Here is a 22310-nt window from a genome sequence, read left to right on the forward strand (position 1 = left end):
CACTAAACGATGAGTACGGAAACCAAACCGAGCGAACGGGTTACCGTCGAGACGACGCTCAACGGGACCGAAGTGGAACAGACGGTTCCGGCCGGAACGCTGCTGTCGGCGTTCCTCCGGAACCACGAATATCTCACCGGCACCCACCGCGGCTGCGAGACGGCAAAGTGTGGTGCCTGTACGGTGCTGGTCGACGGCGATCCAGTCAAATCGTGTAACATGCTCGCCGCGCAGGTAGACGGTGCTACCGTTACGACCGTCGAGGGCCTCGCCGACGGCGAGGACCTCCACCCCGTTCAGCAGGCGTTCTGGGACTGCCACGGGAGCCAGTGTGGCTACTGTACGCCCGGGTTCGTGACGAACGTCGTGGCGCTTCTCGAAGACAATCCGGACCCGAGCGTCGAGGAGATCCGCAGCCACCTCACGGGGAACATCTGCCGGTGTACCGGCTACACGAAGATCATCGAAAGCGTCCAGGAAGCCGCGGCCCGGATGGACGGTGATGGGAAATGAGCAAACAGCAACAGCGTGGAAAACAGGAGACGGCGAGCGAGGATCGTTCGACCGAATGGGTCGGCGAACGCGTCAACAGCTACGACGGGAGCCGGTTCGTCTCCGGTCACGGTCGGTACGTCGACGACATCCAGCGACCCGACATGCTCCACGCCTACTTCGTCCGCAGCCAGTTCAGCCACGCGAAAGTTCTCGACGTGGACACGAGCGAAGCCGAAGCACAGCCGGGCGTCGAACTCGTCTGGACACACGACGACATCGCCGACCAGGTGAACGAGCCGTTCGGCTACATGCTCAACGACGAGGAGGTACTGGCCTCCGATCGGGTCACATACGCCGGGCAGGAGATCGCCGTCGTCGTGGCGGACGACCGAGACACCGCACAGGACGCCGCCGACCTCGTCGACGTCGAGTACGAGCGACTCGACACGGTGACGACCGTCGAGGAAGCCCTCGAGGACGACGCCCCGCTGGTCCACCCCGACCTCGACGCGGATCCCGAGAACGACACCGACGGTAACGTCGCCTGGACCGGCCAGGTTGAGGTCGGCAACTACGAGGATCCGCTGGCAGATGCGGACGTCGTCGTCGAAGAGACGTTCGACACGAACAAAACCACGCCCGCACCGATGGAGCCCCACGGGTGTATCGCCGACTACAACCCGGCGACCGGGAAGGTCGAACTCGTCTCCTCGACGCAGATGCCACACCTGCTGTCGGTCGAACTCTCGGAGGTGCTAACGGAGTTCGAACAACGAGACATTACCTGCAAACTGCCGGACGTCGGCGGCGGCTTCGGCATCAAACTCGACCCGTATCCGTTCGAAATCTGTTCGGTCCTGCTGTCGAAGGCCACCCAGCGGCCGGTCAAACACGTCCTCGACCGTCTCGAGGAGTTTACCGCCGGGCGGGGTCGTGCTCCCGAGACGCTCGAGGGGAAAATCGGCGTCACCGAAGACGGCGACATCGTCGGCCTGGACGTCGATCTGTTACAGAACACGGGTGCCGCCGCGGCCTACGGCGTCGCGGTCGCCTACTCCTCGGCCAACTGTGGGCAGGGGCCGTACCTGATCCCGAACCAGCACTGGCGGACGAAGGTCGTCTACACCAACGAGATGCCGACGACGGCGGTCCGCGGGTTCGGGGATCCGCAGGTCACGTTCATGCGCGAGCAACTCATCGAAATGGCGGCCGAGGAGATCGGTATGGACGCCGTCGAGTTGCGCTTGCAGAACTCCCCGCGACAGGAGGACATGCCGATGCGCTCGGACGCGGGCCACATCTGGCGCAACGCCGACCAGATAACGTGTCTCGAGAAGACCCGCGAGATGATCAACTGGGACGAACACCGCGGTGGCAGCAAGACCCGCGACGGGAAGCTCCGGGGCGTCGGGATGGGGACCATCATGAAACGCGGCGGCAACAAGTCCGCTTCGGGTGGTGACTTCGACGAGGCGGTGGTGAAGATGAACCGCCACGGTGACGTGACGGTGTTGACCGCCATCGCGAGCATCGGACAGGGAACGGAGACCGGCATCAACCAGATGGTCGCGGACACGCTCGGCGTTCCCATCGACCGCGTCGATGCGGTCCGCGGTGACACCGACGCGACCCCAGAGGGGCTCGGCGTCTGGGCCGACCGCGGAACCATCATCGGCGGCAGCGCCGCTGCACGCGCTGCCGAGGAACTCGCGGACACCCTGAAGGCGGTGGCCGGACACATGCTCGAGGTCGATCCCGACGACCTCCGACTCGAAGGCGGACGGGCGTTCGTCGCCGATGACCCCGAAACGGGGATGGAACTGGACGAGCTTGCCAACGTCGCCATGCTCGGGAACCCCGAGACCCTCGGCACGGAAGCGGAACGGCCAGAGGAACTTCGCGGTGGTATCTCGCTGGTCGGTCGCGGCAAGTACCAGAGCCAGGAAGTCGAGTTCGTCGACCCCGAGACCGGACGCGGGAACGTCGCACACAGCTACACGTTCGGCGCGCTTGCGATCGTCGTCGACGTCGACCCCGGTACTGGGGAAATCGACGTCGTCGACGTTGCCATCTGCGAAGACGTCGGAAACGTCATCAACCCGACGCTGGTCGAAGGACAGGTCCAGGGCGCGATCATCCAGGGACTCGGCGAAGCGCTCTACGAGGAGTACGTCTACGACCGGAACGGAAACCTGATGAACGGATCGATGATCGACTACCACCTCCCGACCGCCGCCGACGTCCCCCTGGTCACCAAAATCGAGGAACTGGAAAACCCCGATCCGACGACCTCCCACGGGCAGAAAGGCGTCGGCGAGTGTCCACTCGTTCCGACGCCTGCGGCGCTGGCCAACGCGGTCTACGACGCGACCGGTATCCGGTTTACGGAGTTGCCCCTCGCACCACACTACGTGTTGCCGGCGCTCGACGAGGCCGGATTACGAGAGATCTGAAGCGAAGAGAGTTCCCTCCCCGTTTCCTCGACGGTTCGCCCTGGTACGGTTTTCACGCCGATCACGCGGTCTCGAGCGATCAGTGTGCCGACGGCAGTCAGTGTCTCGATGACGGTCAGCGTGTATCGACGGCAATCAATTTCTCGACGGTGATCAGCGTGTATCGACGTCCGGAGACGACTATCACCCCACGAGAAACATCGCTCCTCGAGAAAAGTATTAGTCTCTGGGCCAACATCTCTTGGGAACATATGAAACGCCTAGCAGTCGACATCGGCGGTACCTTCGTCGACGCGATAACGTTCGACCGGGTATCGGGTGAACTCGAGATCGAAAAGACGTCGACGACACCAAGCGACCCGACGGAAGGTGTCATGGACTCCATAGACCAACTGGACCTCGACCTCGAGGCCGTCGAAGCGTTCGTCCACGGAACGACCCTCGGCCTGAACGCGTTTCTCGAACGGGAGGGAGCGACCACGGGAATCATCACGAACGAGGGCTTTCGCGACGTGTACGAGATCGGGCGAACGAACCTCGAGCCGGGGTCGATGTACGACCTTCACTACCGGAAACCCGATCCCCTCGTGCCCCGTCGTCGCCGAAAGGGCGTTCCCGGGCGTATCGACGTCGACGGCGAGGTCACCGAACCCCTCGACGAGCAAGCGGTCGTCGAGGCGGCACGCGATCTCGTCGAAGAGCGAGGAGCCGAGTCGATCGCCGTGTGTTTCCTGCACGCCTACCGGAACCAGTCCCACGAACGGCGTGCGGCGGAACTGGTTCGCGAGGCCTATCCCGACGTGTCGGTCTCGATCTCGAGCGATATCGCCGCCGAGTACCGCGAGTACGAACGGACGAGTACCGCCGTGTTCGACGCCTACATCAAGCCGATATTCGAGAACTACGTCGACGAACTCGACCGCAGGTTGGGAGAGAGGGGGTTCGACGAGGCGTTTTACGTCACCCGCTCCGGCGGCGGGACGCTCTCGGCTGCCAGCGCGACGCGGACGCCGGTCCAGACGATCCTGTCCGGTCCCGCCGGCGGTATCATCGGCGCATCGGCCGTCGGTGATGCAACCGGTCGATCGAACCTCATCGCCGTCGACATCGGGGGAACCAGCACCGACGCCTGCGTCATCGAAGACGGGACGCCGGCAATCCAGTACGAGGCCGGCCTCGAACACCTGCCGATGATGATTCCGGTCTACGACATCCGGACCATCGGTGCGGGCGGCGGCTCCATCGCCTGGGTCGACAGCGGGCTGTTGAAGGTCGGGCCGAACTCGGCGGGCGCAGACCCCGGGCCGATCTGTTACGACCGCGGTGGCGACCGGCCGACGGTGACCGACGCCGCACTCGCGCTCGGGTACATCAATCCCGACGGGCTTCTAGGCGGCGAGATGCGCCTCGACGCCTCGAGCGCAGTCGACGGAATCGAACGCGAACTCGCAGACCCACTCGGGACGTCGGTTCGGGAAGCGGCGACGGGAGTACTCGAGGTGACGACCGCGAAAGCCGTCGGTGCCATTCGGGAGATTACCGTCGAGCGCGGCCTCGACCCGCGAGAGTTTACGCTCGCACCGTTCGGCGGCGCGGGACCGCTTCTCGGTGCGCTGTTCGCTCGCGAACTCGACATTCCCGAGGTGATGGTTCCCCGCGCACCTTCCGTGTTTTCCGCGTGGGGAATGTTGATGGCGGACGTCGTCTACGACGTCTCGGAGATGTACATCGAAGTCGTCGACGAACTCGAGGAGAGCGTGCTCGACTCGAAGTTCGAGACGCTCGAGGCGGAGGCGCTGGACGCCCTCGAGAGGGAAGGATTCGATCGCGAGGACGGTCGTCTCGAGCGTACCCTCGAAATGCGCTACTTCGGCCAGGAACACACCGTCGACGTGCCGGCCGACGGCGTCGTCGGCCCGAGCGAATTGAGCGAACGCTTCGAGCGCGTCCACCGCGATCGCTACGGACACACGATGGACGACCCCGCCGAAGTGGTCAGCCTGCGGGTTCGCGCGACCGGGAGGAACGACAAACCGACCCTCGAGACCCCCGACGCCCCCGAACCGGACGCCGAGCCCGTCGACCGTCGCGATGCGTACTGCTTCGCGGCCGGGGAAATGATCGGATTCGACGTCTACGAGCGCTCTCGACTCGCCCCGGGCGAGACGGTTTCGGGGCCGGCGGTCGTCGAACAACCGACGACGACCACTGTCGTCCACTCCGACCAGACCGCCGTACTCGACGAGTTCGGAAACATCGTTGTCGACGGAGGTGACGGGCGATGACGGAGACCGATGTCGATCCGGCGACGGTCGAAGTGATCCGCAACTACCTCACGTCCGCGGCGAGCGAGATGCAACGGACGTTGATTCGAACCGCATACAACACGATCATCTACGAGATCAAGGATTTCGGGCTGTCGCTTTACGACGCCGATCTCAACCTCGTGGCCGACTCCCCGGGACTGACGCTGTTTCTCGGCGCGAACGATTACAGCCTCGAGAAGGGCGTCGAGCACGTCGGCGAGGACAACTTCGAAGAAGGGGACGTCGTCATCATGAACTACCCTTACTGGAGTTCGGGCCACACGCTCGACGTCTGTGTCATCATGCCGATCTTCGTCGCGTCGGAACTGAAAGGGTACGCCGTGAGCCGGGCCCACCTGCTCGACATGGGCCAGAAGGATCCGGGGTACGTCCTCGATTCAACCGACGTTCACCAGGAAGGGCTGTTGTTCCCCGGGACGAAACTCTACGAGGCCGGAGAACTCGACGAAGAGATACGCGACCTGCTCCGGTTCAACACCCGCGTTCCGGACAAAGTCATCGGCGACATCAACGCACAGGTCGCCGCGCTGAGAACCGGGACGAAACGGTTTCAGGAACTCTACGAACGGTACGGGTCCGAGACGGTCGAGGCGAGCATCGACCGCATCCTCGAGTACGGCGAACAGAGTGCCCACGACGCCGTCGAGGAGCTTCCCGACGGAACCTGGAGCGCCGTCGACTACGCCGACGGGGCGGTCGACGACGACGAACTGCTTCGGATCGAGACGACCGTGACGATCGACGGCGACGAGATGATCGTCGATTTCGCGGGATCGTCAGACCAGATCGACGCCCCGTTTAACGTCCCAATCGGGATGACGCGGACGGTCGCCCGACTCTGTCTGAAGACGATTACGACCCCCGACGAGGAGTCGAACGCGGGACACTACGCGCCGCTTACCGTCGAGGTCCCCGAAGACAACCTCTACAATCCGTCGTATCCCGCCCCGACGTTCGCCGTCTGGCCGGCGATGTTGGCCGTCGACGTGGTCTACAAGGCGCTCGCGAAAGGGATGCCCGAGCGGATCCCCGCCAGTTCCGGCGGCGACATCCTCTCGGTCACGATCTACGGCGAACACCCCGAGACCGGCAAGCAGATCGTCGAGGCGACTAACCAGGGCGTCGGCTGGGGGGCGACCGCCGAACGCGACGGCGAGTCGGCGCTGATGCACATAAGCGAGACGATGGTCCAGAACATCCCGATCGAGGTTCTGGAGAACAAAGCGCCGGTCGAAATCGATCGCCTGTCGCTCAGACAGGACTCCGGGGGACCCGGACGCAACCGCGGCGGACTCGGTATCCGCCGCGATTTCCGGTTTACCGACGAGATCGGTGCGCTATCGATCATCCAAAAGACCGAAACCGACGGCTGGGGACTCGACGGGGGGAAGCCGGGAGCGAAAAACGCCGTCGTCCTCTATCCCGGTACCGACCGCGAGCGCAGGACGGGGATGATGCGTGAGACGTTCCAGCCCGGCGAGGCGCTTTCGAACCAGTCGGCCGGCGGAGGGGGATACGGCGATCCCTACGAGCGCGACCCCGAGCGCGTACTCGCGGACGTGGTCGACGGTTACGTCTCCCGAGAGGGAGCACGCGAGGAGTACGGCGTCGTCGTCACCGAAGAACTGGAGATCGACCGGGACGCGACGAAAGCGCGGCGGGAGTAACGCCCAGAGCCGTCCACCTCCCGAACGAACCGTCCGAAACGCCACGCTCACCACTCGAGACCAGGCCCTGCAGTGACGACTGGGGCTGTGTACACACTGATCGCACAGCTACCGTGAGAGCAGGCGTACATCGACGGTCAGTGGCTACTACACTACACCTCGCGGTCGCCGAACGGACTGGCGCCCGGAAAGACCGGTTACCGCTACGGGCGCCTGGGACAGGCAGTGACGCTTTAGGTACCGCTCTCGAGAGCACAGCAGTCGAATATTCGGGAAGGATCAGCGTGAGGTCGTCATCGAGCCCAGGCGATGCGCTGGGGACCGGTGATACAGGCCATCGTCTTAGTCCTCGACGGTCGCCTGTGCTTCGGCTTCTTCGGCTCGGTTTTTAATGTTCTCGAAGAACGTGTTGATGTCCTTGCGAATCATCCGCTTGAGCAGGCGGGAACCGACCGTCGCGAGTCGACCGGTGAACTCCATGTCGATCTCGTAAGCCAGGGTCGTCGAATCGCCCTCGTCGGTCATGTCCATCTCCGCGTCCGCGTCGAGCCGACTCCCCGTGTTGGAGTCTTCACCGCTTGCCTCTGCGGTCAGGTGTGACGGTGGATTGAGTTCCGTCATGGCAACCTCGCCCTCGAGGGCCACGGTGATCCCAGCGATCCCGCGTTCGATCGTCCCCTTGTACTCGTCGTCGGAAACGCGCGTCACTTCCTTCGCACCGGGTACCGACTCGACCAGCACTTCGGGGTCGGAAACCAGTTCCCAGGTCGTCTCTGCATCGGTTTCGATGACTACCTCGTCTTGAAACTGCATCATCTACTTCGTTCGGCCCGAGGGCATTATATCTTGCGTGCTGCTCCGCCGGAGAAGTCAGTCCGCGATCTCGCCGACAAATCGGGACGATCGACCGTATCAGTCGTCCGGCGAGCAGTTCGCGGTCGCTCGCGTTCCCATCCCGATCGCGTTCGGTTCCTCGAGCGCGTTCGCCGCCAGACAGTCGACGACGGTTCTGACGGCCATCCGTGGGGTGACGCCTGCAGGATCGAGTTGCGGTGACGTCTCCACGACGTCCATCGCGTCGATCCCGTTGCTCGCGACGACGGCCAGAATCTGTAGGAGTTCACGCGAGAGCAGTCCACCGTTCGTCGGCACGCCGGTTCCAGGGGCAGCACCGGCGTCGAGGACGTCGATATCGACGGTGAGGTAGACGGCATCGCTACCCTCGGTGGCTGCCTCGACCGCGTCCTCTGCGACCGGCACGGCCCCGCGCTGAACGACCTCGTCGAGCGTGTAGAGGTTGATCCCCTGCTCCAGCGAGAACTCGAGTTCGTGACGCGGGTTGGTCGGCCCCGTCAGGCCGATAATCGAGATGTTCTCCGGATCGAAGTCCGCCTCGTCGATCGCGCGAGCGAGCGGACAGCAGTGGTTGTAGCGTTCGCCCGCGATCTCCTGGGCGGTATCGAAGTGCGTGTCGATGAGCACGAGCGCCGGATCGTCGGCGTGTTCAGCCAGTGCCCGGACGCCGGAGACGGTCGTGGTATGATCGCCACCGAGCATGACCGGAATCGCCCCCGCCCCGATGACGTTGCTCAACAGTTCGGTCCCACGACGTAAACTCTCCGCCGCGTTGCCCGGAATCACCGGAACGTCGCCACAGTCGGTTATCGTGTAGTGATCCCGGAGATCGGTATCGTATTCGAAGTGATAATACCGCGTCTGCGTACTCGCATCGCGGATCGCCCGCGGCCCCCGATTCGTCCCGGTTCGGCTGATACAGGTGCTATCCCAGGGGAACCCTGCGATACCGACGTCGATATCGGCTGCTTCCAGCTCGTCTTCGTCGAACGGGTCGACCTGATCTGCACCCATAAACGACGCGACTCCTGCGTCCAGTAGCGCCGACGTGTATGGTGGTTCTTCGGCCATAACATTCGATACTCGTTAACATGAGTACTAAAATCTATGTCCTCGAGTGCACCCCTCCCCACGGGCGCTCGCTGGATTGGGAGGAAAACGAAGAGTTGCGGGCGAGCAGGGACGGGACGCACTCTCACCGAGAAACCAGGACGGTATAGTACCAACTGCACCGATCGCACAGCTCACGGGCCACTGCGTTCACCGCTCGGAGTGGCTACGATAATTGTGGACACCGACTCATACGGATTGCTGTCACTGTGTACCTGAGACCGGGCGCCGTCCCGCGGTCGCCCCGATAATGACTGACAGCAGTCCGTATCAACCTCTATCGCAATATCCGGACGTGCGGGTCGCACTCGAGAGCGTCGAAACGGATATATTTTCCCAAACACAAAGAATATATACAGAGTTACTCAATAGATAGACCGATGCAAAAGACGTATTCTAGTCCAAATGCCCCTCCTGAAGAACAGGCCTATTCCCACGCGGCGACCAGTCAAGGGTTCGTGTTTACCGCCGGCCAGGTTCCCGTAACTCCAGACGGAGAGATGATCGACGGGAACGTAACCGAACAGACTCACCAGATCATGGAGAATCTGGAAGCGATCCTTCGGGAAGCGGGCGCAACCTTCGACGACGTCGTTCGCGTGACCGCGTACTTCTCGGATATCGACGACTTCGAGGAGATGGACGAAGCGTACGCGGAATACTTCGATGGAGAGTATCCAGCGAGAGACGTCATCGAAGTCGCCAACCTCCCCGAGGGAGCCAACATGGAACTCGTCATGATCGCCTCCCTCGAGTGATTCGTTCGATTCGAGCCGAAGACACCGAGTAACACGTCCGCAGGGAGTGGTCCACGCTACCAGAACCACACCCCCGTTCGACAATATCGAACAGGAACGAATTACCAGAATCGCTGTAACCTGAGCTCGATCTCGTTTGCCGTTGCCAGAATCTCGTCGGGTAGCTCCTCGGTAAACGTATCGCCCCGGATGCGCTTTGCTGGACCGGATACCGTCAGAGCGCCGATCACGGTCCCCTGGTAGACGACCGGGACGCCGACACTCCGAATTCGTTTCCGGTACTCCTCGTCGTTGAACGCAACCCCCTCCGTCCGAACCTTCTCGAGTTCCGAGTCCAGCCTCTCACGCGTCGTTATCGTGTTCGGCGTTCTGGCCTCGAGGCCGTGCATTTGGACGATTTCGTCGATACGTTCGTCGGGCATGTGTGCCAGGAGAATTTTTCCGGAAGCCAGCGCGTGCATCGGCCTTGGCTGGCCCAGCCAACTTTCGACGGAGATAGCGTGTTCCCCCTCGGACTTGTAGATGTCGACCGAAAGACCGTGTTCGGCCACCGAATACCAGGCGATTTCGGCGGTACTTTCGGCCAGATGCTTCAACGGACCTCTGACGACCTCCGAGGGCATATACTGCTGGCGTTTGTACGTGCCGTGTTCCAGAAACTGCAGACTGAGATCGTATTCGCCGTTTTCTTTCACCAGATACCCCGCCTCTTCCATCGACACGAGGTAGCCATGTACCGTACTCTTTGCCAAATCGACGTGTGTCGCCAGTTCGGTTACGGTCGCACCGTCGAGTTCGGCAATTTGTTCTATAATCTCGAACGCCTTCGTAGCCGACTTGATGCCGTTTTTCGACATGGTGTTAGTTATCATTTGTAGATGAAGGACGATGTTGATAATGCTTTCCGTTGTATCGGTCGTATTCCACTCGAAATTAAGCCCCGTGTGTTCGATAATATCGAACAAGAGATGGTACCAATACACACAGGAGTACACGGGCTCTCTGGGCAGATTCCGTATGGATTACAGCTGTACGGATGTATTGGAACTACATACGCACTCGTAATCGATCCGACCGAATGTGGGAATGTGTATCAGAATTACTGGAAACGGCACTCGAGGCGGGTCACGACGATCCGTTTTCACGTACACCCTTCAGTGAGTTCCCCCCGGACCGAGACCCCCGATGGACATCGCTAGCGGCACAACTGGGCCGGGCGCTGGAACCACCGGTAAATCGCGACAACGATTCTGTGAGGCGGTAGCTGGAAGCGAAACCGAGCGCAAGCGATTGGACCCAATAGGAGGCGACTGCGATTCGTTCCCGCCGACGCGAACTGTAGTCGATTGCAGATCCACGGATCAATAGCCAGTTCTGGAGAGTCGATTTGTCGACGTATCGACGTGTCAACGTTCGAACCCCCAGAGACGCGAACGGAACGGAGCAATCGCCAGCCGAGGAGCGTTCTATATTACCGAACGGGCTGCGATCGTCCTGTAGACGTGTTATCTATTCAAACGGGATCCTATCGATAGTACGACACCAGCGAATCACTGCACAAATCCCAACAAATGATTACGATAGCAATTTCTCGACATAACTGTTGATCAGGCCCGGTTGAATCAGCAGCGACAGACAGGAGACGAAATCAGTCACTTCTCCGGGGGAGGTTCACCCCGATCGAAAAGAGCCAACGAGTCAGAGGGGAACGACCCGTGAGCGAGCGAGAACCGCGAATCAAGCGATCGGTGTATCAGTCGTTTCAGTTGTTACTATAGAAATACGTGAACCACGTGATTTTATAGTATTGGTCCACTACGTTCTTCCCATGGACGGAAATGAGAGCAAGGCAACTCGGAAAACCACTATCACGTCGTTTCTTGTACTCGAAGCGATAGACGAGCTCGGAGGAGCGACGCTCTCGGAACTCGCAGAACACACTGGGCTAGCGACCAGCACAGTTCATACCCATCTACAAACGTTGGAAGAAACGGAGTATCTTTCCCGCAACGATGGAAAGTACCAACTGGGCCTGAAACTGTTCTATCTCGGCGAAAGTGCTCGCAGACGTGATGACCGCTACGAGCTAGCAAAGGAGAAAGCGTTCGAACTGGCAAATCAGGTCAGCGAGGAAGTGAGCTTCGCCGTCGAAGAACACGGCCGGTCTATCATCCTCTTCGACGAAACCCCCACCGCATCTAGCACCGGGTTCCAGGTTGGAAGATACTTTTATATGCATAGTTCAGCTAGCGGAAAAGCAATGCTCGCCGAATTTCCGAAACAGCGGGTCAAAGATATCGTCGAAAAGCGGGGACTCCCACAGCACACCGAAAATACGATCACCGAACTCGAGGAGCTGTTCGAGGAACTCGAGGAAATTCGCGAGCAAGGGTTTGCGGTTAACCGACAGGAGGAACTGGAGGGGCTCTATTCAGTCGCGATGGTCGTCAACAACCCGGACGGCACCGTGTTCGGGTCACTGGACATCTCCGGCCCGCAGTATCGACTTTCCGACCCCGAAGAAGTTGCAAAACAACTTCGCCCGTTCGTCAGAGAGTTGGAAGCCGAACTCGAGGCCGAGTCCTGAGTACCGTTCCACCCGTCGACGTACCGGCCATACATTACATACGTACTCTTGTAATTAATTCGCAAAGAAGTACAGTTGTATCGACTGCTCTCTCACCCCGTTCGTACCGTCAGATTCACAGGTTACGTAAACGCCAGGACATATCGTTACCCACCATAGGAAAATATGATGGCTGTCGATCATACCGAACTCGAGGAGAGAGCGATTTCACGGGACCCCCCGTTACGAAAGGAAAATGACCAAACGGAGACGAGTTTAGCGAATCAAAACCACGTTACTCGTTGACGAACGGGAGCAGTCGTCGGTTGTACCGAGATCCGGTCAGTGACGATGTGAAATCTGATGGGGAGCATCCCCGCCAACCGGTGATTCCGAGGGTCGGTTTTCAGCGTTGTATCCTGGTTCGTCGAAAGAAAACACTGCTCATCTACGATACGCCCCCTGATACGGTCTATACTATTGCATCAGTTGGACCGCACCCGGGTGCGGTCTCAGTGTCACTGACGAAATTCATCTGACCGACTCTAGCGAGAGTCGACGGTGACCACGAATACGCAATTTGGAACGTATTGACGGCCAGCACGCCCGATACAGGCTCCTCGAGCGAACGGTGAGTACGTAGTTTCTATGCCGACTCTATTCACGCGCTGATCGCACAGTCACGGTACTCGCTCACTTCGTTCTGCTCGCGGGTCGGTCCTCTTCGTTCGCCGGTCCGCGGTTCTCGCTCGCGTCGCTCACTCCGAACCGCGCCCACTCCGAACCGCACATTCCTCTTATGATCTAATACGCATCGACCCGAGTGCTATACTGTCAAGAGTGAGCCGATTACCGCGTGAGGTTCGAGCGAATGTCGAAATCAAAAAGAGAATAGTGGTTTGACAACAGGTGTCACTCGAAGAGACGTGTTCGACGTGTGCCGACCGCATCCGAATTTCGTTCCCCAGAGTGGATATTATTTCAGTTGGTTTTTAACGATAATATCCTGTGATATGAAGTAGTTCGAACTCAGGCATGGATAAGTCCACATATATTTTAATCGCTTAGAGGAATATTGGTGTAGTGCAGTATTATTTGGAACAATCTCGAAGTTCATCTGATCTTTCCCTAGGCTGTGAAACCATCACCTCTACGAACGTCGATTGGACTCCGGTGGGGTGTATTCAGGAAAACAGTCGCCTGAAACCAGATCCGTCAGTTCTCCGTTTGACCGGGTCTCGAGTCGGTACCGAAGAATACCACAAGCTACCGTGTCACTCGCACCTCAGACGGCAGTGTGTGTATACAGACAGGCAAAACCCACACTATTTCTATCCACCTTGGGGACATATACAAGATGAAACTATTGATTCGTTGTGTTATTGACCGGTTGGATCCGTTTGAGCGGAAGTTATATTACAGTGGGAGCGTATCGTTAGCCCGAACCATGTTTGTTATTGGCAGGCCAGAGGACTATTCGCAAACCAGACGGCAGTTCGTCGCTGGCAGTGGAGCAGCCGTCGCGGCCGGGTTAGCAGGGTGTATGGGGGAAGAAGACAACGGTAACGGAAACGGTGTCAACGGGGATGACGATGGGGTAGACGACGGAACCGACGATGGGACCGACGATGAAAACGGCGGTACCGACGAACCTGTCGACATCCACATCCTCTTGCCGGAGGCTGCCATGTACAACCTCCCCCACTTCTACGGGCGCGACCACAACGTGTGGAGCGACCGGGGAATAAATATCTCGTACGAAGTGACGGGCTTTGGTCAGTACGTTCGTGGATTTTCCGGCGATTTGAACGTCGGTGTGGGACAAAACTCCGGGCTCAGCCTCGCGGAGAACATATACGAAGACGTGCCCATTAGTATATTCGCACCCCACATGAACGAGATCAACCACGTCTTCGTCCGAGACGATTCCGATATCGAATCCGTCCCCGACCTGGAAGGTCAAGTTCTCGGCGTCGCGGGACTCGGTTCTGGAACGACGCGGACGTTCATGGGCATGTGGGACGAGATGTACGATTTCGACCTGGAGAACGATCCTGCTGAAGTCGTCGACTCCTCATCAGCCTCGTTGTACAGTTTCCTCGAGGATGGCGAAATCGATGCGGCGCTTATGTTCACGGGATACACCGTCAGCGCGCTCGCTGACGACAACATGCGCTCGATTTTCTATCCCGTCGACGAATGGCAAGACCGAACAGGTCATCCCGGACAAGTGACGCTGTACGCAGTGTTCGACGAATTCCTCGAGTCGAACCCGGAAGCCGTCCTCAACTTCTGGGACGGATGGGTCGAGGCAGTCGAGATATTTAGAGACGAATTCGACACCGCAATTCAGAATTACGGAGCGATCAGCGGCGTCGACCTGGACGAGGAAGAAGAAATCGCGGTTATCCAGGAACTGGTCGACAACGAAGAGATATTCCCGCTCGAGTGGAGCGAAAGTCTCATCGAATCGAACATTGAGATGCTCGAAGTCGTCGAAGACGTCGGTGGCATAACCGGTTTCACCGGCCGTGACGCATTTATCACCCACGACGAGATCGAGTAATTACTCGCAGATAACAATGAGTACTTATGATTTGGCTGGAGGAAGCCCCCGCCAGCGAATAGTAACTGCAATATTCAATCCGACGATCCTGACCCTCATCGGGTTTCTGGTTATCTGGGAGATCGCAGCGATGTCGTTTTCCCCCCGAGACCTGCCCGGACTGGTACAGCTCGCCGAACTCACGTTCACCGTCGTAAGCGGTGGAGATCGGTACTACTTCCCCGAGCACGCCTGGATAACGTTCCAACGTATCGGTATCGCGTTCGTCATTACGATGGTCATCGGGGTGACAGTCGGCATTGCGATGGGATATGGCGTCATCGAACGATACATGACCACACCCGTGATGGTCGTGTTGACGTTCCCATCCGTGGTCTGGGCCTTTATCGCCGTCATGTGGTTCGGACTCACGACCTACCTCGTGATGGTGTTCGTGATCGTCGTCATCGTCGCTCCCTACGTCATCGTCAACGTCTGGAAGGGAGCAGAATCGATCGACCACGACCTGCTCGAGATGGCGGACGCGTTCGACGCCTCCACCGCGATGAAGTGGCGACACATCTATATCCCGTTTCTGATGCCGTTTCTGTTCTCGTCGGGACGACTCGCGATCGCGCTCTCGTGGAAGCTCTCGCTGGTCGCGGAGATCTTCGGGGCGTCGTCCGGTATCGGCTACGTCATCAACATCTACTACGAGGCAGTGCGCGCGGACATGATCATCGCGTGGTCGGTCCCGATTATGCTGTTGATGTTCGGTATCGAGCGTGTGCTAAAACGTGTAGAAAATAACTACTTCGAATGGCGTCCGGAACTCGACGACGTCACCTCGGAGGTGCAATCAGGATAATGTCACTGAAATTCGAAAACATTCGCAAGACGTTCACTGAGGAAAACGGCAACGAGTTCGTCGTACTGGACGATATATCATTCGACGTCAACGACGGCGAGTTCGTCTCGATCATGGGCCCGTCGGGCTGTGGAAAATCGACGTTCCTGAACATGCTCGCCGGGATTCTTCCCGTCGACAGCGGTGAAATCTGGTACCAAGGCTCGGCGGTTTCGCCGGCGGATCTTCCGAGCGCATACATCTTCCAGGAATCGCGGGTGTTAAACTGGCGAACGGTCGGCGAAAACATCAAGTTCGCCCTGAAAGCACAGGGGATTCCGGAAGCCGAACACGAAGAGAGGATTACCAGCACGCTCGAGATGGTCGGCCTCGAAAACGAACGGGACAACTACCCGCTTCGACTGTCGGGCGGAATGCGCCAGCGCGTCGGAATCGCCCGCGCCCTCTCGGTCGATCCATCGATCCTGCTCATGGACGAACCGTTTAGCTCCCTCGACGAACTCACGGCGAGGCAACTCCGTGAAGACGTACTCGAACTGTGGCAAGAAACGGATAAAACCATCATATTCGTTACCCACGACGTAAGCGAAGCCGTCTTCCTCTCCGACAGGGTCTTCTTTTTCGACACGCGAGGACAGATATTCAATCGAGCCGAGATCACCCACGAGCGGCCACGTGAACCGGACGATCCAGAGCTGCTAGAAACGGAAGCGGAGCTCATGGAGACGTTCTTCGATCACATGACCGCGATCCAGTAGTGATGAGAGTATGAGTGCCAAATCAATCACCAGCCTCGATCGGTTGACCGACGTTACCGCTCGGTCGATCCTCGTGAACATCTCACAGCGAGTTCGAAAGCAGATCCATCAGATCGTGTTGCCGTTGCTCGGAATGATCGTACTGTGGCAACTGGCAGCCATGTACGTCAGCGATCCGATGACCCTGCCGACCCCGATGGCAACGTTCGAACAGACGTATCTGCTCGCAACTACACCCGATTTCAGAGGGTTGACGGCGCTCGATCACCTCCGGTACACGTTCGTTCGTGCGATCGTGGTGAGCGTGATCGCACTCTCGATAGCAACGGTTTTCGGCGTCCTGATGACGACCAACAAATCGTTCGAAGAGGGGCTCTCGAACGTCTTGCCGTTCGCGATGACGGTCCCGACCGTCGTCATCATCCTGCTGTCGATGATCTGGTTCAATTTCGGCGAGCGAGCGGTGATCTTCGCAACGGTCATCGCGGCGACGCCGTTCGGTATCATCAACATGTGGCAGGGTGCAAAGGACATCGACGTCGATCTGATTACGATGGCACACTCGTTCGACGCCTCGACGGCGATGGTCTGGCGCCACATCTACATTCCACACCTGTTGCCGTATCTGTTCGGTAGCTACCGATACATCCTCGGAATGGTGTGGAAAATCGTCATCCTGGCCGAAGTGTTCGGAATCGAAAACGGCTTCGGTGCGATGTTCCGATATTACTTCCAGATGGGAGAGCTCGTCGTTATGCTCGGGTATCTGATGCTTTTCGTCGCGGTCGTGCTCATCATCGAGTACGCCGTCTTGAAGCCACTCGAGGAGTACCTCTTCCGCTGGAGAGGGTGACGAATTTCGTCTTCTGTGGCCGTTTTGGGCGATTTTCGCCGCGCCGCTGTACGTCGAACCGACAATCCGTGAGAAGTCATACGCGTTACTGTCAGTCATCGCAGGCGCACTCGGCGACCGGAACCTATACTTCGACAGTGGAACAAGTCAGGATATGGAGAGGGATCGGCCCGACCCCGTCCGATCGCGAGTGTATCCACAGAGAACGGTTTTCTCGCCACCGACCGTCGGTCTGGAGGAAGGCGCGTGAACGCGAACGATCGGTCTATCACGGGGTTCGTAATGGCCAGCCACGGTCTGGTCCACACGTACGAACTCTCGATCCCGATTCTGATGACGATCTGGTTGCTCGAGTTCTCCGTTACGGCCGCAGTACTCGGTCTCGTCGTTACGGTCGGATACGCGCTATTCGGTGTCGGCGCGCTCCCCGGCGGTGTGCTCGTCGACCGATACGGATCCCGTCTACTGATCGTCGGGTGTCTCTTCGGAATGGGGACATCGTTTCTCCTGTTGAGCATCTCGCCACATATACTCCTCGTGACGGTCGCACTCGGCGTCTGGGGTATCGCTGCCAGCGTCTATCACCCGGCTGGACTCGCACTGATCAGCAACGGTGTACGACGCGACGTCAGGGGAACGGCGTTCGCCTACCACGGAATGGCCGGTAACGTCGGTATCGCTTTCGGGCCGCTCGTTACGGCACTGTTGTTACTCGTGTTCGACTGGCGGATCGTCGTCGTGGTGCTCGCCGTCCCGGCACTGATCGTCGCAGTTGTCGGAACAGTGACCGAATTTGACGAGACCGCGAACGTTGACGCCGGTGACGGAAACGGTGAATCCGGGATTCACTCCCTTTCGGAGTTCGTCCGCGAATCACGACGAATATTCACGATCGGGTTCACACTCGTTTTCCTCGTCGTCATCTCCAACGGTCTGTACTATCGCGGAACGCTTACGTTCCTGCCGGAGATACTCGATGACTTTCTCGTGGTACTCCTGGGCGAGGTTCGGTTCGGTATTTTCGACCCCGAGAGCCCGTTCGCCGACGAGTTCGACGTTGCACAGTACGTCTACGTCGGCCTGTTGACCGTCGGTATCGTCGGCCAGTACGTCGGTGGGAAACTCACCGACAGAATTCCACCGGAACGCGGCATCGCCGTTATGTTGGCGACGCTTGCGGTCATCGGGGTACTGTTCGTTCCGGCAGCCCAGGTGGGCCTCGCGACGCTCGCGCTCGTGAGCATCCTTCTCGGGTTCGCACTGTTTGCGATGCAACCGCTCACGCAGGCGACGATCGCAAAGTACTCTCGAGCGAACTCGCGGGGGCTCTCCTTCGGATACACGTACCTCAGTATCTTCGGTATCGGAGCGCTCGGTGCGGCGATCGTCGGCGTCGGTCTCACGTACGCCTCGGTCTTCGCCGTCTTTCTCGTTCTAGCGGGGATCGCTCTCTGTGGCAGTATGCTAGCGGTCACGCTCGTGGCACGAGGTCGCGGTACCGAGTGACGAGCGGGCTTCGGCGCCGAGAGAGACGAAAATGGGTGCGACGTCAAACGGCGAGTAACGTCACTCTTGCTGGCGTTGTCCGCGACATCCAAAATTTTATATCCCAATACTGCAACAACACCAATGCAGTATTAAAAACGGAGAAAGAGGACTAACAATGCCTGTTGTAACTGTTGAGATGTACGAGGGTCGTTCGGATGAACAAAAGCAAGAACTGGTAGAGGACATTACGGATGCGATGGTCGAGCACGTCGACGCGACGCCGGAAACGTTGCACGTCATTATCCACGACGTGCCGAAAGAAAACTGGGGTCGAGATGGACTCCTCGGCATCCATCGCGAGGACTAACCATGTCTGAGAACGAGGAACAGGTATCACACCTGCTCCTGCAGGCGTCGGACCTCGAACGGACGGTTGAGTTTTACTCCGAAATCGTCGGCTTCGACGTGACCGAGCGCACCGACTTCGGAGACGGCCGGCCGCTCGTCAAACTCCACGTCGGGATGGGGCTCACTGAGCTCCCGGACGAACGCGCCGACTCGGGCCAGGCAGTAGAACACATCGCGTTCGAAATCTCGGATATCGACGGACTGGTCGAGTCCTTGCGTGAACACGACGTCGAGATCGACGACGGACCGAAAGAGACGATTTACGGTACGTCCGTCTACTTCTTCGATCCGGACGGCAACCGGATCGAGTGTCACGACTGAGTACGTTCATGAACGGAACCAACCACAGAATACACGTAGTTCGAACTCGAGTGAGTACCTATGTATAGACCAGACGACGACGGGATTGGTGGTGACGGATTCAAAGAGACAGATACCCTGAGCGATATCACTGCGGCAGTTATCGGGGGCGACGGTCGCGAACTCGAGTATATTCGGGGCCTACAAGCCGACGGGGCCGAGGTTCGTGCCTGTGGCTGTCTGCCGGAAGCAGAAGAGATTATGGGCCACCCACAGGCCGAGACCGCCGAGGAGGCCATCGACGGTGCGGATATCGTGTTGACCACGGTCGTCTACATCACGGAGGACGGCGAAATCTACACGCCGGGATGGGACGGTGAGATCTACCAATCCGCGTTCGATCACATCAAGGAGGGCGGTGCGCTGTTTATCGGCACCAGTACGGACGGGATCGACGCGTCGGCGGAAGAAAACGGTTTCAACGTCATCGAGTACGGCGACGACGACGAACTCATGCTCCTGCGAGCGCCGACTATTGCCGAAGGAGCGATCAAGATCGCGATCGAAGATACGAACGTCTCGATCCACAAGTCGGACACCGTCGTCGTCGGATTCGGTCGAATGGGATTCACGATGGCTCAGACGTCGGTCGCGCTGGGCGCAAACACGACGGTCCTCGCACGAGATCCTGCACAACTCGCCCGTGCACGGGAGATCGGCGCACAGCCCGTCCACCTCGATCACATGGAAGAGGTGCTCTCCGATGCACAGATCGTCTTCAACACGGTCCCGGTCGAGTTGCTGTCGCGGGACGTCCTCGAGCAGATGCGACGGGATTGTGTGATCGTCGACCTGGCTAGCGTTCCCGGCGGAACCGATTTCGACGCCGCCGAAGAGCTCGGTATCGAAGCGACGCTAGCCCGAGGTCTCGGTGGACGTGCACCGAAGACCGCCGGTCGAAGCCAGTGGCAAGGCATCAGACGTATGGTGTTAGAAGAATTGGGCCGATCGGACTCGGCGTAGGCTTCCCTAGCAATTCGTCCACCTGCCGTTTATTCTCCGACGATATTAGGGGGTTCGCACAGGTTTATCAGCGATGACTAAGATTGTAGAGTCGGCGATCAGCACACATGACATCGTTACTGGATCCCGATATCGAACAGCTCGGAGACCTCTCGATAGAAGCACCTGATTTCGACGACGGGGAGCGGATGCCGGATTACGTCGGATTCGTAAACGAAGACGAAAACCCGGAGCTCCGGATCGAAAACGTCCCCAAGGAAGCCGAATCGTTAATCCTCATCTGTGACGATCCAGACGCACGGGGGGCAGTCGGCTTCACGTACGATCACTGGTTGGTCTGGAACATCGATCCAGACATCGAAACGATTCCCCGGGGTTGGAATCCGTCGAGCGACGAAGCAACCGTGGGTTACAACGACTTCGTTCAGGACGAGTACAACGGGCCCTCGCCCCCGGACGGCACTCACGGCTACCGATTCAAACTCGTCGCACTCGACACCGAACTCGACCTGGAACCCGAAGCACGAAAGGCGGTCGTCCAGTTGAGAGGTCTGATGGAAGGAGAGGTCCTCGCTGCAACACAAATCGTCGGCGAATACGATCCATCACAGGGAACGGCGTTCTAACCTGTCGGAACTCTCCGGCGTTCTAAACCTGAACTGAGAGGCGACCCCAGCCGGTGTGGTCCGATTTCGCTCAGTGGTCGACGCACTGGGAGGGGGTAGAGTGGTCGTACTCCTTGCACTCTCGCTCACGATCCCACGCCAGCACCGAACGCGCCGGAGCCTCGAGGAGTGAGTCACTCGTTTCGCCCATCACCGTAGTGTGACTGGCCAGGACACGCTCCATCGACCCACCGAACGCATCACCCCCTGTGAACGGGACACACCTCTATCGGAGTGTTTTCCAGCTCCGAGGGAATGTAGGTTCCAGTCGAACCCCGCTGTCGGATCCTTCATAAATGTCCCGGTACAATTCACGTACTCGGCCGACCCAGACACCCCCCTATCGATGTGTTCGAACTCCCAAGAACGGGTGGGTAATTCCCGACGTCGAAACGACCGACCGGTTCCTCAAAGAGTGGCTCGAGGTCGAAACAGGAAGAATGTGCTCCGATAGGGATGCTGAGCCCGATGCGAGTGAGTCCAGATGAGTCGGTCGATGTCTCTTCTTCTAGTCTTCTAGCTAGAACACTCACACACACACCTCTATCGATGTGTTCGATCTGTTCAGCCTCCACCTGGATTGTGTGGTCGTTGAAACGACAGATCAGCCTGCTAGTCGTCGATCGATCTCCCGTACAGATCTCCCAAAAGTCGCAGCTTTAGCCCATATACTCCCTGCTATCTATCAGTCGGTGACGTCTCGCTCGCCTCGTCCTCCTTTTATCCACACCCACTCTAACACTTCGAACACTTCGATACAGGGGTGTGTCGCCGGCGAGGGACAGCCCTTCTCTCGCTGGTCCCGGTCCAGCCGTCGGAGCACCGTTCCAGCCGTCAACTGCTGAGCGAAATCGGATACCTCCCCAGGAGTTCGATCATCAGTCGACGCCTGGGAGGGTACTAGTTCTTTTAACACTTCGTCACCGCTTAGCGTCCGAATCGGTCGTATTCGACCGAAACCGCCGATTCGTCTCTATTTACCGACTGAAGTGACGGATCTCACTTCGATAGAGGTGAGGAACTTTTTTGACCCCTCCCTGAGTGGGCCCTACTATGGGTACTGACGACTCCGAGATTTCTCGCGGTGAACAGAGGGACTCGGAGGATGAGAGTACGACACAATCGAGTTTTTCGTCTGATTCGTCCGGTAACGAACGGTCACTGGACCAGT

At 58.8% G+C, this 22310-nt stretch carries 19 protein-coding genes; 15 read left to right on the forward strand and 4 right to left on the reverse strand.

Translation table 11 applies throughout. The features are described from left to right. The first annotated feature begins 9 nt into the window (after nt 1-9). From EA473_RS10245 to EA473_RS10260, 4 genes are all read left to right on the forward strand, one after another. Entirely contained in the window at nt 10-513 is a 504-nt protein-coding gene (locus EA473_RS10245) for a (2Fe-2S)-binding protein (protein WP_124195566.1), read from the forward strand. Continuing rightward, nucleotides 510-2948, forward strand: a complete 2439-nt coding sequence (locus EA473_RS10250) for a xanthine dehydrogenase family protein molybdopterin-binding subunit (protein WP_124195567.1) — start codon at nt 510-512, stop codon at nt 2946-2948. Before EA473_RS10245 ends, EA473_RS10250 begins: the two co-directional genes overlap by 4 nt. Before the next feature lie 251 nt (nt 2949-3199). Then, nucleotides 3200-5233 carry a hydantoinase/oxoprolinase family protein gene (locus EA473_RS10255; protein WP_124195568.1) on the forward strand — a complete coding sequence of 678 codons (2034 nt, stop codon included), beginning with the start codon at nt 3200-3202 and terminating at the stop codon, nt 5231-5233. Continuing rightward, a complete protein-coding gene (locus EA473_RS10260; RefSeq protein ID WP_124195569.1) occupies nt 5230-6942 on the forward strand; it encodes a hydantoinase B/oxoprolinase family protein in 1713 nt (570 codons plus the stop codon). The genes EA473_RS10255 and EA473_RS10260 overlap by 4 nt, the downstream gene beginning before the upstream one ends. Before the next feature lie 342 nt (nt 6943-7284). Here EA473_RS10260 and EA473_RS10265 read toward each other — a convergent pair whose 3' ends face one another. Then, nucleotides 7285-7755 carry a CoxG family protein gene (locus EA473_RS10265; RefSeq protein ID WP_165875255.1) on the reverse strand — a complete coding sequence of 157 codons (471 nt, stop codon included), beginning with the start codon at nt 7753-7755 and terminating at the stop codon, nt 7285-7287. Between the two features lie 99 nt (nt 7756-7854). Continuing rightward, nucleotides 7855-8868, reverse strand: coding sequence for an agmatinase family protein (locus EA473_RS10270; RefSeq protein ID WP_124195571.1), 1014 nt, complete (start codon nt 8866-8868; stop codon nt 7855-7857). 419 nt (nt 8869-9287) lie between these two features. On the opposite strand from EA473_RS10270, the gene EA473_RS10275 reads away from it, so the two are divergent. After that, nucleotides 9288-9665, forward strand: a complete 378-nt coding sequence (locus tag EA473_RS10275) for a RidA family protein (RefSeq protein ID WP_124195572.1) — start codon at nt 9288-9290, stop codon at nt 9663-9665. A gap of 101 nt (nt 9666-9766) precedes the next feature. Here the strand turns inward: EA473_RS10275 and EA473_RS10280 are convergent, their stop codons facing one another. Then, nucleotides 9767-10537 (reverse strand): IclR family transcriptional regulator, encoded by a 771-nt coding sequence (locus tag EA473_RS10280; RefSeq protein WP_124195573.1) that lies wholly within the window; start codon nt 10535-10537, stop codon nt 9767-9769. Between the two features lie 956 nt (nt 10538-11493). On the opposite strand from EA473_RS10280, the gene EA473_RS10285 reads away from it, so the two are divergent. From EA473_RS10285 to EA473_RS10330, 10 genes are all read left to right on the forward strand, one after another. Next, the gene (locus tag EA473_RS10285) at nt 11494-12252 is read left to right on the forward strand and encodes an IclR family transcriptional regulator (RefSeq protein WP_124195597.1); all 759 of its coding nucleotides are present in this window, start codon (nt 11494-11496) and stop codon (nt 12250-12252) included. Nucleotides 12253-13774: 1522 nt separating this feature from the next. After that, nucleotides 13775-14797: an ABC transporter substrate-binding protein gene (locus EA473_RS10290; protein WP_165875256.1), complete on the forward strand. Its 1023-nt coding sequence runs from the start codon at nt 13775-13777 to the stop codon at nt 14795-14797. A 16-nt stretch (nt 14798-14813) separates the two neighbouring features. Further along, nucleotides 14814-15644: an ABC transporter permease gene (locus EA473_RS10295; RefSeq protein WP_124195575.1), complete on the forward strand. Its 831-nt coding sequence runs from the start codon at nt 14814-14816 to the stop codon at nt 15642-15644. After that, nucleotides 15644-16402 carry an ABC transporter ATP-binding protein gene (locus tag EA473_RS10300; protein ID WP_165875257.1) on the forward strand — a complete coding sequence of 253 codons (759 nt, stop codon included), beginning with the start codon at nt 15644-15646 and terminating at the stop codon, nt 16400-16402. The genes EA473_RS10295 and EA473_RS10300 overlap by 1 nt, the downstream gene beginning before the upstream one ends. Nucleotides 16403-16412: 10 nt before the next feature. Beyond that, complete coding sequence (locus EA473_RS10305; RefSeq protein ID WP_124195577.1) at nt 16413-17255, forward strand: ABC transporter permease; 843 nt, start codon at nt 16413-16415, stop codon at nt 17253-17255. Between the two features lie 282 nt (nt 17256-17537). Next, nucleotides 17538-18761: an MFS transporter gene (locus EA473_RS10310; protein ID WP_124195578.1), complete on the forward strand. Its 1224-nt coding sequence runs from the start codon at nt 17538-17540 to the stop codon at nt 18759-18761. A 130-nt stretch (nt 18762-18891) separates the two neighbouring features. Next, nucleotides 18892-19110: a 2-hydroxymuconate tautomerase gene (locus tag EA473_RS10315; protein WP_279387656.1), complete on the forward strand. Its 219-nt coding sequence runs from the start codon at nt 18892-18894 to the stop codon at nt 19108-19110. Between the two features lie 2 nt (nt 19111-19112). Beyond that, the gene (locus EA473_RS10320) at nt 19113-19472 is read left to right on the forward strand and encodes a VOC family protein (protein WP_124195580.1); all 360 of its coding nucleotides are present in this window, start codon (nt 19113-19115) and stop codon (nt 19470-19472) included. Between the two features lie 60 nt (nt 19473-19532). Beyond that, complete coding sequence (locus tag EA473_RS10325) at nt 19533-20474, forward strand: dipicolinate synthase subunit DpsA (protein WP_124195581.1); 942 nt, start codon at nt 19533-19535, stop codon at nt 20472-20474. 107 nt (nt 20475-20581) lie between these two features. Next, the gene (locus tag EA473_RS10330; protein WP_124195582.1) at nt 20582-21100 is read left to right on the forward strand and encodes a YbhB/YbcL family Raf kinase inhibitor-like protein; all 519 of its coding nucleotides are present in this window, start codon (nt 20582-20584) and stop codon (nt 21098-21100) included. Nucleotides 21101-21170: 70 nt separating this feature from the next. On the opposite strand, the gene EA473_RS22260 is transcribed toward EA473_RS10330, so the two are convergent. Next, entirely contained in the window at nt 21171-21323 is a 153-nt protein-coding gene (locus EA473_RS22260; RefSeq protein ID WP_165875258.1) for a hypothetical protein, read from the reverse strand. Nucleotides 21324-22310 lie beyond the last annotated feature (987 nt).

Source organism: Natrarchaeobius chitinivorans (assembly GCF_003841505.1).
Classification (GTDB): domain Archaea; phylum Halobacteriota; class Halobacteria; order Halobacteriales; family Natrialbaceae; genus Natrarchaeobius; species Natrarchaeobius chitinivorans.